Genomic DNA, 17,107 nt, shown 5'->3' with positions numbered 1-17,107 from the left:
GGGGCCGGGCGGCTTGCGATTCCAACGGACATCGAACCCGCCGCCCGGCCCGGGCGAAGGTCGATGCCATTGGTCTCGCCCAAGCGGTCTCCCGCTTCCACCGCACCATGACCTCTCGGCCAAGTATGTTGACGCGGCGGCCCGTCCCGAAGGACGGCTGGCTACTCCCCAGATGACGGAGGCGGGTTAGCGGGCTTCGCGGGCGCTGACAAGCCCGAAGCCACGGCCGCTTTCTCGGATTCGGCGATGTCGGCGTCCATCGCCTTCGCACGCACTTCGATTTCCTTCGCAGCCTTGTCGTAGCGCGTGTCGAAATCGGGCTCGTCCTTGCACGCGGCAAGGAGGAGCACCGGCACGAGCATCAGCGCGGCGCGCATCAATAGTCCTTGCGATAGCGCACGGAGAGGTTCGACTGCCCCGAACCGCCCGCCTGGCTGAGCAGCGACAGCGCGCGCGTCAGGCTGATCTCGAGCTGGGTCGCGGTATAGCCGCGCGCGTCGGTGATCACTTCGATATAGATGTCCTTGGTGATATACTGGCCCGCCGCGAGCGCCGCGCCACGCCCGACCGTATCGTCGGGTCCGAGCACGCGCAGCCGGTCGATCCCCGTGGCCGACTGGAGCGCGCCGAGCGGGCTCAACCCCCCGCCGCCGCTGCTCAGCGTGTTGAGCGAGGAAGCGAGTTGCACCGCCTGCAGCGGCGACAGCGTGGTGATCGAATCGCCGAACAGGATGCGCGAGACGATCTCGTCCTGCGGCAGGCCGGGAACGCTCGAAAAGGCGACCTGCGGATTGCTCGCGCGCCCGGTCACGCTGACGGTTACCGTCACCGTTTCGATCGTATCGCTGGCGATCAGGCGGATCGCGGGGTCGAACGCGTCGCCGGTCGGGAAGGTCACCCTCCCCTCCTGAAGTTCGAACGAGCGCCCCGCAAAGCCGAGCGTTCCGCGTACCAGCTCGATCTCGCCAGTCACCTGCGGCGCCTGTGTCGTTCCCCGCAGCACGATGTCGGCATTCCATTCGGATTCGAGTCCCATACCCGAAACATAGATTTCGTCGGGCGCCTTCAGCGCGATGTCGAGGCGGATGAGGTCGAACAGGCTGCCGCCAACCGCGGCAAGCCCGTCGCCGCTGATCCGCTGGCGCCCGGCAGGCGGTTTGCGTCGGACGCCGGTCAGCACGGGCACTTGCGCCGCGCCTTCGCGCACGATGCGATAGCGCGTTTCGGGAAGGCGCAGGCTCCCCGACAGCAGCGCGGTCTGTCCCGCGGTCTTTTCGAGCGTCAGATTGCCGGTCGCCCGCGCCGCGATATTCTCGCTGCGCGCAAGGCGGGCGTTGTCGAGCGTCGCCGTGATGTTCATCGGATAGCCATCGGCCGACGCGAGGCTGACGAAGCCCTTTGCCGCCACCGTGCCGTCGCCGGCTTTCGCGGTCAGCTGCTCGATCTCCAGCCGGTTGCCCGTGAAACGGCCGTTGACGACGATATTCGTCAGCTTGGTGCCGTAACTCTGGTTCTCATAGGTCATGTCCTTGCCGCGCACGACGCCATTGAGGCAGGGGTCGGCGACGCTGCAGCTGAAATCGGCGGCGACCGCGATCGGGCCCGATACATGCTGATCGGCGGGTCCGAAGAAGGAGTAGAGCGTGTCGGCGGGGCCGTTGTAGCGGATGCCGCCGCCGAGCGGCGCCGCCATCAGCCGTTCGGTCCAGCCGCCCGCGCTCGCCCCGAGCGGCCGCAGCGACGCCTGCACCCGGCCGATCACGCTGCCGCGCTTGCGCATCACCGCGCGTGCCTCGCCGCCGTCGGCGAGCAGCTTGCCGGCGAAATTGACGTCGACCGGCTGGCTCACCGACGCGGCGGTGGTGCGCGTGAAGCCGGTGATCGTCAGCCGCGCGTCGGCGCGCGGGAAGCTTTCGGAATTCGCCTGCTCGAAATCGAGGCTGCCCGTCGCGCGGCCGCCCAGCCCCATGTCGGGATAGACGGCGTTGAGGATCGCCATATTGACGCGCTCGAGCCGGCTTTGAACCATGATGCCGTCGCCGAAGCGGCCCGCGATGCGCGCGTTGCTGCCGCGGCCGAGATTGACCGTCGTCGGCAGCAATTCATATCCGTCGGCGCCGGGAATGATCCGCGCGGGCGAGGTGGTGCGGAAATTGATGCCCGTCGCGCGGCCCTGCACCGACGCGCGCCAGAGTTCGGGCGTCAGGTCGGCGTTCGCGGCGATACGGAAGGGCACGCCGCTCGTCCCCTCGACCAGCGCCTGCGCCTTGCCTCTGCCATCGCGATAATCGATCTTCACCCGCCCGACGGCGATGTCATAGTCGCGGATCTGAGTATCGGCGATCTGGATGTCGGCGACGATATGCGGCTGGTCATAGAGGGTCACATCGGCATCGACGATCGCCGAACCCACCGCGAGATTGGCGGCCCCGGGAAGCACGACATCGTTCGCGCGGACATTGATCGCAGCCGCCTGATACTCGCCCGCGGCGCTCAGCCGGACGAGGCCGCCCAGCCCCTGACCCGACGCGTTGAGCTGCCCGGTGAACGGCCCGGCCTCGCTCTGCACGAGCCGCCCGTTGAACCCGATGCCCGCCAAATCGCCGCGTTCGACGTCGATCGTCAGCGGGCCCGCCGCCATCAGCAGCACGACGTCGGCCGACAGCGGCCCATAGTCGGTCTCGCCGGTCGCCGCGAGGCGATAGCCGTTCGGCGCGCCGTTGATCTTTGCCACAAGGTTGGCGAGCCCGATGCCGAGGCCCGGCCGCTCGGCGGTCACCACCGCGCGCGGATCGCTGATCGTCCCCGCCAGCTGGACGCCGATCGGACCATAGTCGATCGAATTCGCGCGCGCGGTCAGCCGGATCTGGCCGTTCGGCGCATAGCTCCCCTGCCCCCCGGTGATGCGCAGGCGCGGCGCCGACAGGCGGAGGCTGGAGAAACGGATGACGCCGTCTGTGCCATAGCGCACGGCGCTCGATGCTGTCGCATTGCCACCAAGGAAATCGCGGACGCCCGAATTGAACAGCCGGGTCGAGCGCGCGCGGACATTGCCGACGATCTCGAACCCGCCGCGCGGCGCGGTTTTCAGGTCGGCATCGGTGTCGATGTCGAAAATGCCGACGCTTTCGATCCGGTAATCGTTGATCCGCCCGTCGATCGCTCCGGTGTAGAAGCCCTTGTTGAGGTCGGCGATGACGATCGCCTTGGCGTCGATGCGCGGCGAGCGCAGGCGCAGATTGTCGCTGAGGATGCGGCCGTCGGCATAAGCGAGATCGCCGTCGAGCCGCACCTGCACCAGCGTGCCGCCCGCGACGGTGTCGAGCCCGCGAATGCGCGCGGCACGGCCTGCGACGGGAATGACGATCTGGTCGGCATCGACGCGCGCCTTACCCGCGAGGCTCAGCCGCTCAACGATGATGTCGTTGACCGCGAGACTGTTCGCATTCGCCTGATAATCGACCGTCGGCAGCGCGAATTCGCCGTCGAGCGTCGCCGTCGCGCGGAGGCCGCTGGCGCGCACCGCGGGCGCGATCGCGCCCGGCTTCAATATATTGGCGGCGAGCTGCAATCCCTCGAAGCGGTTGGCACCAAGGTCGAGCCCGCCGCTGATCCCGAGCCGCGCCGCGTCCGACGAAAGCCGGCCGTCGATCGCGACCTTGCGCTCCTGCAAACGTGCCGTGAGGTCGATCGCGGTCTCGGTGCCGAGCAATTCGGCCGCCGGCCCGGTGAGCAGCCGCGAGGCCTGCGCCGTTCCGTTGGCGGCAAAGGTGCCGTCGCGCGCCGTCAGTGCGACGCGCGCGAGCGGTGCCGCGCCGAGACTGGCGGTCAGATTGCCGTTCCACACCTTCCAGTCGCCGCGCCCGGCGAGCTTCGCGGTCAGCGTTTCCTCGAAACCGCCCATGGCCGCGATCACGCCACCTTGGGGCGCGGTGAGGTCGAGCGCAACCGTGAGCCGGTTCTGTTCGGGCACCGCATCGAGGACGAGCTTCAGCGCATCGCCCTGTCCGCCGCCGCCGCTGATCGTTTCGGCATTGGCGCTGACCTGCGCCCGGCGATCGGCGATCGCGACCTTGCCACTGAGCGTCGCCACCTGCCGCTCGCCGGCCACCGCCGGCTCGAAGACGAAGCGGTCCACGCGGAGCAGCCCGACGTCGATGTCGAGATCGGGCAGCAGCGGCTCACCGGTATCGGGCACCGCCTTGAACGCCGGAACCTTCTCCATCACCAGCGCCTGCGCCGTCGCCGAGCGGACATCGATGTGATTGGCGAAATAGCGGATCGGCCGCCAGTCGACACGAAGCTCGGGCGAACGCAGGAAGACGCCCTGCGGATCGGACAGGGTGAAGTCGCGAACGATCATCCGGCCATAAAGCGAGCCGTCGAGCCGGCCGATGCCGATCTTCATCCCGTTTTCGAATTCATATTTTTCGATCTGGGTGACGACAAAGCGCCGCCCGGCGTCGCTGTTGAGCCCGATCAGGAACAGTGCGAAGAGCAGGACGAGGCCGAGCAGCGCGAGCCCGATCCAGCGCAGGACCGTGACTGGCCACGACCGCGGGTTTGCCGGGGCGGCGTTTTCGGCGACGAGAGGCGCCTCCTCGGCCATCAGAAGGCCTGCCCGATCGAGACATAGACGCTGACGCGTGCTTCGCCCGGCTTGCGCCCGATCGGCGTCGCGATATCGAAGCGCATCGGACCGAAATTGGTGTAATAGCGCGCGCCGATCCCGGCGCCGAAGCGCAGATTCTGGAAGGTCGGCGCCGACGAGCGATAGACCTGCCCCGCATCGACGAAACCGACGACGCCGAAATTGCCGAAGCGATAGCGCGCCTCAAACGCCGCCTCGTTCACGCTGCGGCCGCCGATCGGATCGTTGTTGGGGTCCTTGGGGCCAAGCTCCTGAAAGCCGAAACCGCGCACCGATCCGCCGCCGCCGGCATAGAAACGCCGCGAGGGAGCGAGGCGTTCGCGCGCCGCGCCGACGATCGATCCGACGCGCACCCTTCCCGCGAGCACGATGCTGTCGGTCACGGGGTAATAGCCGCTGATGTCGGTGCGCAGCCGCGCATAGGGCGAGAAGCTCCCGGCGAGCGAGCCCTCGGGCTGGATCAGGCTCGTGATGCGAAAGCCCTTGGTCGGATCGAGCAGGCTGTCGGTCCGGTCCATCCCGACCTGTCCGGTCAGACCGAGGATCGTGTAGAAGTCGTAGCTCCGGTCCCCCGTCGCGAAATTATAATCATCCTCGCGCGTCGCGATGAGTTCGACCCCATAGGCATAGGTGAATTTCTTCTGCCAGATCGGCGTCGAGTCATAGCTGACGCGCGCGCCGACACGCCCGGTGATCGCGTTGAACGCGTCATAGGTGTTGCGCGTGACCTCGGTGACGAGTTCGAAGGTGCGGTCGCGCCGTCCGGCGTTCGAGCGGCGCAGCGTCGCGCCGATCCCCTGCTCCTGCGTTCCGAGCACGCCGCGGAAGGTCAGCGCGCCTTCGGGCGGCAGCAGGTTGCGGTGCGTCCAGCTGCCCTCCACCCGGATACCCTGACCCGTGCCATAGCCGGCGCTGGCGGCGAGCGTGCGCGGCGGCCCTTCCTGCTGGGTCACCAGCATCGTCACATATTCGGTATCGTCGCCGGCACTCTCACCGGTCGGCTGCGGCTCGGCGGCGACGGTCGCGAATAGGCCCGTCGCGACGAGCGCCTGCCGGAGATCGTCGACCATCCGGCTGTCATAGAGGTCGCCGCGCTTGAAGCGCGCGAGCACCTCGACATGCTCGGCATCGAAGGCGAGATCGCCGGTGGTTTCGATCCCGCCGAAGCGCGAGCGTTTGCCGATGTCGACGGGCAGCGTGTAGACGCCGTCGCCGGTCGCGCCGTCGAGCAGGATATCGCGCTGCCCGACCTTGGCGAAGGGATAGCCTTCCTGGGGCAGTTTGAGCGCGATCGCCGCCTCGGCGCCCTGTATACGCTGCGCGACGATCGGCTCGCCGGCGCTCAGCGGGAAATTATCGGCGATCAGATTGGGCGGGATCGTCGGCTCGGCGTCGATGATGATGTCCGCCAAAGTGTAGCGTTTGCCGGGCTTCACATCGATGACCGCGGTCGTCGACCGGCGCCGACGCTCCTGACCTTCCTCGCGCGGGCCGCGGTCGATCCGCGTATCGACGATGGCGTCATAATAGCCTTCGGAGGCGAGGATGCGCTGCATCAGCTCGCCGTCGGCCGAGAGGCGCGCGCGGATCATCGCCGCATTGTCAGCCTTGCCATCGCCGTCGTAGAGCGCCGACAGATCGCCGAACAGATCGGCCAGGTCGACATCGGTGCTGTCGTCGGCATCGCTCAGTCCGTTGACCTGCACCGTATAGGCGATCTCGACATTGTCGCTGTCGTCTTCGGGCTCGGCGAACTGGACGGGTTCGACGTCGAAATTTTCGAGCGGCGGCAGCGGCGCCGCGAGCTCGCGGTCGCTGATCGGCGCATCGCCGATCGTCTCGACCGCATCGCCGTCGGCCAGCGCGGGCACGGGCACCCCATCCACTTGCGGCGGCTGGGCCTGCGCGGTTGCATCCGCTGCGTCTTCGCTATCGCCGGTGCCCGCCGCGTCGCGCTTGGCCGCTTCGGCCGTCTGCCGCTTCTCGAATTCGGCGATCGATTCGAGCGGCCGATCGAGTTCGGCGTCGTCCTCGGCGCGGATCGGCGGGATCGACCGTTCGAACTCCTCATCCTCGATGATCGGCTCGACGACGGGCAATTGCGCTTCGGGCGGCGGTGGCGACGGGGCTGCGATCTCGGCCGAATCGGTGCCGAGCGTCGGCACCACCTTCGGCGGCGCAACATCCTGCGCCTGCGCGGCGCCCGCCCAAGCCAAGCCGATGAATGAGGTCGCTCCGATCAGCAGCGGGCGCATCCGCGAGCGCGGGCGCCAACATGATCGACGAAAAATTTCAGATTGTTTCATCTGCTGGCCACCGATGCATGCTTGTGGCTCGCGAGATATGGCTGTGCAACCCGTTTCTCCCCTAATTCGAAGCTAACTCGCCGAGATCGGGACAGTTCCCGGCGATGCGGCGAGTTGCGTCCGGGGAAAATAATCAGGAATCGGCGCCGAACAGATCGCGGCTGTAAACCTTGTCCGCGACATCGGCGAGATCGTCCGTCACGCGGTTCGCGATAATGACGTCGGCCTCGGCCTTGAAGGCGGCGAGGTCGCGGATCACGCGCGAGTTGAAAAGCTGATCCTCCTCGATCAGCGGTTCATAGACGATCACCTCGATCCCCTTCGCCTTGACGCGCTTCATCACGCCCAAAATGCTGCTGGCGCGAAAATTGTCCGATCCCGCCTTCATCGCGAGGCGATGGATACCGACGACGCGCGGCCCGCGCTTGATCACCTCGGCCGCGACGAAATCCTTGCGCGTCGTGTTCGACGACACGATCGCCTGGATCAGATTCTGCGGCACATCCTTGTAATTGGCGAGCATCTGCTTGGTGTCCTTGGGCAGGCAATAGCCGCCATAGCCGAAGGAGGGATTGTTGTAGAAGCTGCCGATCCGGGGATCGAGGCACACACCCTCGATCACCTGGCGAGGGTCGACCCCGTGCGCGGCGGCATAGGTGTCGAGTTCGTTGAAGAAAGCGACGCGCATCGCGAGATAGGTGTTGGCGAACAGCTTGATCGCCTCCGCCTCGGTATTGCCCGTCTGCAGGATCGCCGCATCGGGTTTCAGCGATCCTTCGAGCAGCAGCCGGGCGAAATCGGCCGCGCGCGGGTGCGTATTGCCGACGATGATCCGCGAAGGATAGAGATTGTCGTAAAGTGCGCGCCCTTCGCGCAGGAACTCGGGCGAAAAGACGATCGCATCACTGCCGAGTTCACCGCGCATCCGGTCGGTGAAGCCGACCGGGACGGTCGATTTGACGATGATCAGCGCGTCGGGCGCCATCACGAGCGCGTCGGCGATCACCTTCTCGACCGTGCCGGTGTTGAAATAATTGGTATCGGGATCATAATCGGTCGGCGTCGCGACGATGACGAAATCCGCGCCGGCATAGGCCGCGTCGCGATCGGTGGTCGCGACGAGGTTCAGCGGCCGGTTCGCCAGATAATCCTCGATCTCGGGGTCGGCGATCGGCGATTGCTTCGCATTGAGCTGCTCGACCTTGCGCGCATCGATGTCGAGCGCAACCACCACATTATGCTGCGCCAGCAGGATCGCGTTGGAAATGCCGACATAGCCCGTGCCGACGACGGCGATCTTGACGGGCGAAACGGATGCTGGGGCCAATGACTTATCCTCTGAGTGGTGCGGCGCCGTCCCTAGCAACTGCGATGCACCGGCTCAACCGCGACCGCGTCAGGTGCCGCAGAAGGTCTTGTACGGCCCCGCATCGGCCGGCGCGGGAAGCGTGAAGCGTTCGAGCCCCGGGCGGACTTCATACGGATGGCGCACGACACCAAGCAATTGTAGCCACGGCGCGAGATCGCCAGCCTCGGCCGCCTCCAGCGTCTCCTCGACCAGATGGTTGCGCGGGATGTAGAGCGGATTAACCGCATCCATCGCCGCGGCCAGCTCGATCGGTCCCGTGCTGTCGAGCGCGATTCTGTCCCACCATAGCGCGATCCACGGCGCCATCGCATCGGCGCTGGGAAGCAGGCTTTCGAGCATTGTGCCGTCGCCGCGCAGCAGCATCGCAAGCGCGCGAAAGAAGGAGGTGAAATCGACGCCGTGCGTTTCGAGTTCGTCGAACAGCGTATCGATCAACTCGCTATCGTCGGCGCCCTCGCCGCTCAACCCCAGCTTCTGCCTGACCTTCGCATGCCAGCTGGTGCGGAACCGGCCGGGGATCGCGTCAACGATCGCCTTCGCCGCCTCGACATCTTCCGGCGACACGCGGTGGATCGCCGGCAGCAAAGCCTCGGCAAAGCGCGCCATGTTCCAGTGCATGATCTGCGGCTGGCGGCCATAGGCATAGCGGCCGCCTGCGTCGATCGAGCTGAAGACGGTGCTCACGGCAAAGCGGTCCATGAAGGCGCAGGGGCCGTAATCGATCGTCTCGCCGCTGATCGCGACATTGTCTGTGTTCATCACGCCGTGGATGAAACCGACCCCCAGCCAATGGGCGATGAGCTCGCATTGCAGGCCGGTGACGCGGTCGAGCAGCGCGAGGTGCGGATTGTCGGCACCCGCGAGTTCCGGAAAATGGCGCCTGATGCTGTAATCCGACAATTGGGTGACATGCTCGGCGCCGAAATGCGCGGCGAAGAACTGGAAAGTGCCGACGCGAATATGGCTGCTCGCGACCCGCGTGAGCACCGCCCCCGGATGCGCGCGTTCGCGCTGGACGCGGTCGCCGGTCGCGACCGCCGCGAGCGCCCGCGTCGTCGGCACGCCCATCGCCGCCATCGCCTCGGACACGAGGAACTCGCGCAGCACCGGACCGATCGCGGCCTTGCCATCACCGTTGCGCGAAAAGGCGGTCGGCCCCGATCCCTTGAGCTGGACATCGAAGCGCGCGCCGTCGGGCGCGACGATCTCGCCGAGCAGCAGCGCGCGCCCGTCGCCGAGCTGCGGCGAAAAATGCCCGAACTGATGCCCGGCATAAGCGAGCGCGAGCGGGTTTGCGCCTCCGGGTGTTTCTTCACCCGAAAAGACGCGCGCGAGCTGATCGTCCGTCGCACCCGCGACATCGATCCCCAGCCGCTCGGAGAGCGCATGGTTGAAAAGAAGCAGCTTCGGCGCCGAGGGCTTGGCGGCCTCCGCAGGCGCGTAAAAGCCTTCCATGCTATCGTGGAAACTATTCTCGAACGCGAAATCCATGGCGCCTATGTCGAGCGTTGACGTCATGAATGCAAGTGGCGGATTCTGCAGCTCTGTCGCGGGCAGCGACGGCATCAGTATCTGTTACGTTTCGCCGCGCCTAACTAACATAAGGCCGAATTTCCCTCCCAATACGCGGCACGCTGCATCAAGTGGCCGTCCGGCTTGCGTTTCGGTCACCATATGGCCGACGCTGGCGATGGAGCGTTTGATTCGGCACGAAGCAATAGGTAGTGGCCGATCGTCGCCTCGGCCGCACCTTGCGATTTTGAGAACAGGACCCAAGCTTATGAATGTGATCAATTCGGTTCCTACCCTGTTGATTACAATGCTGGGTGTCATGTCGGTCGGGGCGTCGGACGCCAAGGAGCGGGCCTCAAGCGCCGTCGATGGAACATGGACGCACAAGAGCAGTAGAATTGCTATTCCCGAAATGGTCGGGGGCCTTCCTCGGCAACTTGCGTTGCCCCTTACGGCCTCCGATCCCCAGGCCGCCATATCGTTCGGATCAACGAATGGCGGCGAGACGCTGTCCGTCGACATTTTTCGCAATATGTCCGGGGATGTCCCCTTGTGGTTTTCCCAGGCGCAGCGATCGATCGAATCGCGCCGCAACTATGATGGCGCCAAGCTTGCGGTCCCGCCGACACCTTTCGACCTTCCCGCCATCGGCGACGACACCGGATTACTTGCGGTTTATGATCGCCGACCGGCCGGAAAGCGGCAGAGCATTGGCGTGGCGCTCTTTTCCGTCGGCGGCTGGTACGTCCATTTGCGCGCGGTTTCCTCCAAGCGCGGCGCCGCTGATACCGCAGCATGGGTGCAGGCGGCCATTGCCGACCTCAAATTCTCGCCGACCTCGCCGGGTAAGGCGGTCCGCCCCATAACCGCCTGCGCGAACCCGCTCGCGCGTCCGGCCGGCTCGCCGGAGAATGTCCCGGCCTATGGTCTCGTCACGCTGACCAAACGCGAAAAGGCCCCGGACTCCCGCATAACCGGAAGCTTTTGGTGCCTGGATTCGAACCTGGGCGATGGGCGTGTCGTATATCGGCCGACCGGAACAATTGATCGCTACCTGCTGGCAACCGATCATTTGGGCGCCGCGCTATCGGTACGCGGCGAAGCCCCCACGGGGGGAACCCCCTCCTATTATTCCATCGTGTCGATCGAGCCGCGCACGATCGAAGTGCTGGCTACACTCGACCGTCTGCCGCCGCCGGTATATACGCTGGAAAGAAAAGCGAACGACCGTTCGCTGCGTTCCTATGGCACATGGCCATCCGCGCAATAAATTCTCTACTAAAAACACATGTTCGATCTGCAATGGGGAAGGAATGATTTTGAGCGACTATATCACCGTGGAAGATTTTGGCGCTGTCGGCGACGGAACGACCGACGACACCGCTGCCATTCAGGACATGATCGACGCGGTCGGCTGTTTTCGTCTTTTGAACCGGACCTATAAAATCACCGATACCCTCATTATTCCGGCCAATGGCCCCTACGGGACGTTCTACACCGGACAGGGCATGGAGCAGAGCATACTACTTTGCGCCGGCATGGCCGGAAAGACCGCTATCGGTCCCGAATCCAATTCTTCGCTTTACCGGGTCGCCATGCACAATTTCAAAATCATGGGTGACTGCGACAGCTGTTTCGACTTCAGCGGCGTATCCGGCGGTTTTCAACTCTATGCCTCGGAATTCCGCAATCTCTGGCTGGAAAGCAATGCCGACAGCTGCTTCAAGGGCGCGGGGAACTTCAGCGTGTTGTGGGACAATGTCCACGCCTATTCGAACGGCGGACATTGCTTCGAGCTCGGCGGCGACGTCGCCAAGACGCTGATCAATTGCTACGCGCACAAGGCCGGGCCCGGCAAGGCAGGCTATCGCATGGCCGGCAATGCGGTGATGATCAACTGCAACGGGCTCGACGAAGGCGATATCTGGGGCGACTTTGGCGCCGTCCAGTCACAGGATGGGCAGAATCTTCAGTTCCGGATTCACGTCATCGGCGGCAATATAGAGGATTTCGACGTCAAGGGCATCCGGCTGCGTTTCACCGGCACATTGATACTTGAAATGGTCGGCGTGATTCCGCGCGCGAACCACACATATGAAACCCTCATCGACGGCAGCGAATATGGGGGCGACGGATGGAGCTTGATCGATCGCCGCAGCTATTATGCGCCGAAACCGGGCGCCGCGATGTCGGCCAGTTCCCGCATTCTGCACAACTCCGCCCCCTCCTACGTCGAAAGCACGGGCATGTTTACCGACCTGCGCCGCACCGATCAGAGTCTGACTTATCCCGTACCGGTCATGCAATCCAAGAACCCGGCTTACGGGGTCTTGGCACACCAATTCGGAAATGTGGATTATTCGCGTTCCTACGGTTTCAATCTGCAAGTGCCGGCGCTGTGGACGGTCAACGCGCAAAACTTCAACTGCACCCGAGTGTCTGCCGTCCGTACAGCCAACACTGCTCCGACCGCTTTTCGTTCAGCCAGCGGCGGAGAAAAGGGCCAACGGCTCACGATTATCGTCGAAGATGCGAACACGACGATCGAGCATAATTTTTCGTCGGCAGGCCGGTTCATCACCCAATCCGGCTCCAACATCGCCGCCGTCAATGGTGGAATTTATGAGTTCGTCTACAACGGCACGAACTGGAGACAGGTCTAGGACGTCAAGTCAGGCTGATCTGTTCAATTGGAACAGCGAGCAGCATCGGATGAACCGGAAAAATTTGGAAACCTGAACAGCATGAACCGCTTTGCCTCCATCGCCGCATCGATCGCGACCTTCTTTCTCCTCGCATCGGGTGCGGAGGTTTACGCACTGGAATGCGAAAAGCCGGCGGCGCGGCCGTTCAAGGTCTTCAATGGGCTCTTCTTCGACGGACAGCCCGATTTCGGCGCCTATGGCATGCAGCCGATTCACATTATCGATCGGCAAATCTGGGCGCCCGGCGTCGCGCGCTTTGGTCCCCCGGATCAGGCGATGGTGAACCGCTATGTCGAAGGGCTGCCCGACGATGGCGCGCCGATCGTCCTCGATTTCGAGGATTATGACCTGGCCAAAGGCGATGCACAGGCCAAGCATGGCCTGATCAAGCTGGAAGCGATTCTGGATGCCTTTCGCGCGACCGGCACGAAGCGCGAGGTCGGCTTCTATGGCTATGTTCCCCTGGTCGACTATTGGCGCACCGTGACGCCGGTGGATTCGGAAAAATACAGGGAATGGCAGAAACAGAACGACCGTGCGGCGCCGTTGGCAAAAGACGTCGATGCCCTGTTCCCGTCGATCTATACCTATTATCCCGATGAAGCCCGGTGGGTCACGAATGCGACGGCACAAATTTGCGAAGCGCGGCGCCTCTCGTCGAAGCCCGTATACGTCTTCCTATGGCCTCATTATCACAACGAAGGAAATCTCCGGCCGCCGCGCCCTATTCCCGGGCCCTACTGGAAGCGCCAACTGGAAACAGCTTACCGCCTGGCCGACGGCGTGATCATCTGGGGCGGATGGAATGAGGCGGCCGGGACAAAGGCCAAGTGGAATTCTGACGAGCAATGGTGGCAGGAGACCGTGCAATTTTTGAAGAGGATCGATGCGCCTTAAGTTCCCCGGCTCCCTCACCCCGGGATGCCTGGCGGGATAGAGACCGATGAACCTTACTTCGCGCCCGAACCCCGGACGACAACCGCGACGGTCTTGAACAGCACGACGAGATCCAGCCACAACGAGAAATTCTTGATATAGTAGAAATCGAAGCGAAGCTTGTCGTGAACTTCGCTGATTGCGGCGACGTGCCCCTGATTCACTTGCGCCCATCCCGTGATTCCGGGCCGCACGATATGGCGATAGGAATAAAAGGGAATTTCCCTCTCATACCATTCGGAGAGCGGGCGGGCTTCAGGCCGGGGCCCGATCCAGCTCATTTCCCCGCGCAGGATGTTCAGAATTTGCGGCAGTTCGTCGATCCGCGTCTTACGCAGAAAACGTCCAAGCCGGGTGATGCGATCATCATCGTCGCGCGTGATCGCTTCGTGCACCGAATCGATCTGCTCGTCGGGCTCGGCGCTCTTGTCTTGCATCGTGCGAAACTTCAGAACACGAAATGAGTGCCCTCTATAGCCTATTCTTTCCTGACGAAAAAACACGGATCCAGGCGAATCCATCCGGATAAGGAAAGCGACCACCATCAGCGGCAGAACGAGGATAGGAAGCGCAACCGACGTCAAGGCGATATCGAACAGCCGCTTGACCTTCGCGTAGGAATTGCTCGGGATCAGCGATCCGAAGCTGTTTTCCGACAAATGCTCGATCCGGACCTTGCCGGTTTGGGCTTCCCAAACCTGTTTATAATGATGAACGCCGATCCCGTTGAGCGCCGCGACCGCAAAGGTCCGCTCCCATTCGGCAGTGTGGTCATGATGCAGATCGGCGACGATGATGGCGTCGGGCATATGCGGCAACACGGGCTTGTCGAGCATGATCGAAGCCGCTTCCATATCGCGGCGGATGCGGTCGATATTTCCCCCGGGCACCAGAAAATAGACGCCCCGCCCTCCTCGCTTCTCCATCGCGGTGATTGCGAAGCGCGCGGTCAAGGCGAGCGCGAAGCTGATCGACAGCAGCACGCCGCTATAAGGTGCTCGAATGAGCAGGATAGCGAACATTGCAACGCCATAGCTCGCCGCAAATGCCGGAAAAACATAGCTGGCGCCGATTGTGCCAGGGAAATCGGCCAGTTTGCGCACGCCGACCACTCCAGCCATGATCGCGAACGTTGCCGCGAGCGCGGAGTTCCAGGCGGGAATGTTATCGGACAACGCCGACAGATCATTCAGAAAGTAAATCAGAACCGGGAGTATGACACCCGCGAACAGGCAGATCAGAAACTGGACGCGCAGCGAAGAAAAAAACAGCTGCAGGGTCAGGCCACCCCGCATCCGAGGCTCCGGCGCGCCGTGAGGCCTGTTTCCTTGAAGTTCGGAAGCGTTCGGTGAAGTTAACAATTTCGTTTCGCTGCTTCAGGGCCACAAAAGCGGACGGAATCCGCATGCTCACGACCGCAAGGGAGTTTGACATTCATTATCGCGAGAGAAACCGGGCAGGCAACCCGGGAGCGCAGCGGTCTGGCCCGCTTTCCCGTTGATCGCCGGAAAAACCGAACTGCCCGGCGGTCAAGCCTCACGCAACTCGGCCTTGTTTTTTCGAAACCAGTCATATGTTCCCTGAACCCCTTGATCGAGAGCGATGGCGGCTTGCCATCCCATCCGGGCGAGTCTGGAAACATCCATCAACTTGCGTAAGGTTCCATCCGGCTTCGTCGTGTCGAACGTGACGCGCCCCGTAAAGCCCGTCTGCTCGGCAATGAGCCGTGCCAGGTCCGCGATGCTGACGTCGGTGCCGGTCCCGACATTGATGTGGCTGAGCATCGGATGGGTTTCGGCGTCGTAAACCGCCTTGTCCAACCCGAGCACGAACAGCGAAGCCTCTGCCATATCGTCGACATGCAGAAATTCGCGGCGCGGGGTCCCGGTGCCCCAGATGACGACTTCGTCGCGACCTTCTTCGACTGCTTCGTGGAATCGCCGGATCAGCGCGGGCATGACATGGGAATTGTCCGGATGGAAATTGTCACCCGGTCCATAGAGATTGGTCGGCATGACACTCCGATAATCCGTGCCATATTGACGATTATAGCTTTCGCACAGCTTGATGCCGGCAATCTTCGCAACGGCGTAGGGTTCGTTGGTGGGTTCCAGAACGCCGGTCAGCAGCGCATCTTCGCGCATGGGCTGCGAAACTGCGCGCGGATAGATGCACGAGGAACCAAGGAAGAGAAGCTTCCCAACGCCCGCCCGAAACGCCTGATGGATGACGTTGCATTCCATCATCAAGTTTTCATAGATAAAATCGGCAGGATAGCTGTTGTTCGCGTGAATTCCCCCGACCTTCGCGGCCGCCAGAACAACCGCGTCCGGGCGCTCGCTCGACATGAACCGCCGCACCGCATCCTGATCGGTGAGATCGAGCTCGGCGCGCGACCGCACGACCACCTCCGCGCCGGCTCGCTGCAAGCGGCGGAGGATGGCGCTTCCCACCATTCCCCGATGCCCGGCAATATAATATTTCATCGGTTTAACCCTTATGTTTCGATCGACACCGGAAGATCGAGCCCGTTTTCGCGCAGCAAACGATGGCGCTTGGCCGCTCGCAAATCTTCCGCGACCATTTCAGCACACATTTGCTGAACCGTAATTTCCGGAACCCAGCCCAGCCTCTCCTTGGCTTTGGTCGGGTCGCCCAGCAGAGTTTCCACTTCTGCGGGGCGAAAATAGCGGGGGTCGATCCGGACGATCACATCGCCTTCCTTGACCGCGGGCGCGGATTCGCCGGACACCGCCTCGACGATCGCCTTCTCCTCCACTCCCTCGCCTTCAAAGCGAAGGGTGATACCGAGCTCGGCCGCGGACCATAGGATGAATTCACGGACGGAATATTGAACGCCCGTGGCGATCACGAAATCTTCGGGATGGTCCTGTTGCAGCATCATCCACTGCATACGCACATAATCCTTCGCATGGCCCCAGTCACGCAGCGCGTCGATGTTCCCCATATAGAGGCAATTCTCGAGCCCTTGAGCGATATTGGAAAGTCCGCGGGTGATCTTGCGCGTCACGAAGGTCTCGCCGCGGCGCGGGGACTCGTGATTGAACAAAATGCCGTTGCAGGCATAAAGACCATAGGCCTCACGATAATTGACGGTGATCCAGTAAGCGTAGAGCTTGGCGACGGCATAGGGCGAGCGCGGATAAAAGGGCGTCGTTTCGCGCTGGGGGGTTTCCTGCACAAGGCCGTATAGCTCCGAGGTCGAAGCCTGATAGAAACGGGTTCGCTTGTCGAGACCCAGAAATCGTATCGCCTCGAGCAAGCGGAGCGTGCCCATCGCGTCCACGTCGGCGGTATATTCGGGGGCTTCGAAGCTGACTGCGACGTGACTCTGTGCACCAAGGTTATAAACCTCGTCGGGCTGCACCTCCGACAGCACGCGCGTCAGGTTCGATGTATCTGTAAGGTCCCCGTAATGAAGGATGATGCGCGCGTTATCGGTGTGCGGATCTTCATAGATATGGTCGATCCGCTGCGTATTGAACATCGAGGCCCGGCGCTTGATGCCGTGCACCTCATAGCCCTTTTCCAGCAGAAACTCCGCGAGATAGGAGCCATCCTGGCCCGTAATGCCCGTGATCAAAGCCTTTTTTGTCATCACCATACC

Annotated in this window: 11 protein-coding genes and 1 riboswitch; of the genes, 3 read left to right on the top strand and 8 right to left on the bottom strand. The window is 63.1% G+C overall.

Annotated elements, in window-relative coordinates:
- Window positions 1-6: 6 nt before the first annotated feature.
- Window positions 7-183: riboswitch (yybP-ykoY riboswitch) on the bottom strand.
- From VFG17_RS21520 to VFG17_RS21500, 5 genes are all read right to left on the bottom strand, one after another.
- Window positions 162-377 (bottom strand): hypothetical protein, encoded by a 216-nt coding sequence (locus tag VFG17_RS21520; protein WP_325031405.1) that lies wholly within the window; start codon window positions 375-377, stop codon window positions 162-164. Its footprint overlaps the riboswitch before it by 22 nt.
- Window positions 377-4,609 carry a translocation/assembly module TamB domain-containing protein gene (locus VFG17_RS21515; RefSeq protein WP_325031404.1) on the bottom strand — a complete coding sequence of 1,411 codons (4,233 nt, stop codon included), beginning with the start codon at window positions 4,607-4,609 and terminating at the stop codon, window positions 377-379. The genes VFG17_RS21520 and VFG17_RS21515 overlap by 1 nt, the downstream gene beginning before the upstream one ends.
- Window positions 4,609-6,906, bottom strand: a complete 2,298-nt coding sequence (locus VFG17_RS21510) for an autotransporter assembly complex protein TamA (RefSeq protein WP_325031403.1) — start codon at window positions 6,904-6,906, stop codon at window positions 4,609-4,611. Before VFG17_RS21510 ends, VFG17_RS21515 begins: the two co-directional genes overlap by 1 nt.
- 184 nt (window positions 6,907-7,090) lie before the next feature.
- Entirely contained in the window at window positions 7,091-8,284 is a 1,194-nt protein-coding gene (locus VFG17_RS21505) for a nucleotide sugar dehydrogenase (protein ID WP_325031402.1), read from the bottom strand.
- A gap of 69 nt (window positions 8,285-8,353) precedes the next feature.
- Complete coding sequence (locus VFG17_RS21500) at window positions 8,354-9,817, bottom strand: protein adenylyltransferase SelO (protein ID WP_325031401.1); 1,464 nt, start codon at window positions 9,815-9,817, stop codon at window positions 8,354-8,356.
- A 289-nt stretch (window positions 9,818-10,106) separates the two neighbouring features.
- On the opposite strand from VFG17_RS21500, the gene VFG17_RS21495 reads away from it, so the two are divergent.
- The 3 genes from VFG17_RS21495 (at window position 10,107) to VFG17_RS21485 (ending at window position 13,440) form a co-directional block, all read left to right on the top strand.
- On the top strand, window positions 10,107-11,108 hold the full coding sequence (locus VFG17_RS21495) for a hypothetical protein (protein WP_325031400.1): 1,002 nt from the start codon (window positions 10,107-10,109) through the stop codon (window positions 11,106-11,108).
- A gap of 49 nt (window positions 11,109-11,157) precedes the next feature.
- Complete coding sequence (locus tag VFG17_RS21490) at window positions 11,158-12,501, top strand: glycosyl hydrolase family 28-related protein (protein WP_325031399.1); 1,344 nt, start codon at window positions 11,158-11,160, stop codon at window positions 12,499-12,501.
- An 81-nt stretch (window positions 12,502-12,582) separates the two neighbouring features.
- Window positions 12,583-13,440, top strand: a complete 858-nt coding sequence (locus tag VFG17_RS21485) for a hypothetical protein (protein WP_325031398.1) — start codon at window positions 12,583-12,585, stop codon at window positions 13,438-13,440.
- Window positions 13,441-13,493: 53 nt separating this feature from the next.
- Here VFG17_RS21485 and VFG17_RS21480 read toward each other — a convergent pair whose 3' ends face one another.
- The 3 genes from VFG17_RS21480 to gmd all read right to left on the bottom strand — a co-directional run bounded on the left by VFG17_RS21480 (window position 13,494) and on the right by gmd (window position 17,104).
- Window positions 13,494-14,774: a sugar transferase gene (locus VFG17_RS21480; protein WP_325031397.1), complete on the bottom strand. Its 1,281-nt coding sequence runs from the start codon at window positions 14,772-14,774 to the stop codon at window positions 13,494-13,496.
- A gap of 234 nt (window positions 14,775-15,008) precedes the next feature.
- On the bottom strand, window positions 15,009-15,965 hold the full coding sequence (fcl, locus tag VFG17_RS21475) for a GDP-L-fucose synthase (RefSeq protein WP_325031396.1): 957 nt from the start codon (window positions 15,963-15,965) through the stop codon (window positions 15,009-15,011).
- An 11-nt stretch (window positions 15,966-15,976) separates the two neighbouring features.
- Window positions 15,977-17,104, bottom strand: a complete 1,128-nt coding sequence (gene gmd / locus VFG17_RS21470; RefSeq protein WP_414712979.1) for a GDP-mannose 4,6-dehydratase — start codon at window positions 17,102-17,104, stop codon at window positions 15,977-15,979.
- Between the last annotated feature and the right edge of the window lie 3 nt (window positions 17,105-17,107).

This window comes from Sphingopyxis sp. (assembly GCF_035686825.1).
Lineage (GTDB): Bacteria > Pseudomonadota > Alphaproteobacteria > Sphingomonadales > Sphingomonadaceae > Sphingopyxis.
The sequence above is the reverse complement of the archived record's forward strand: the minus strand, read 5'-3'. Positions and strand labels throughout refer to the sequence as shown.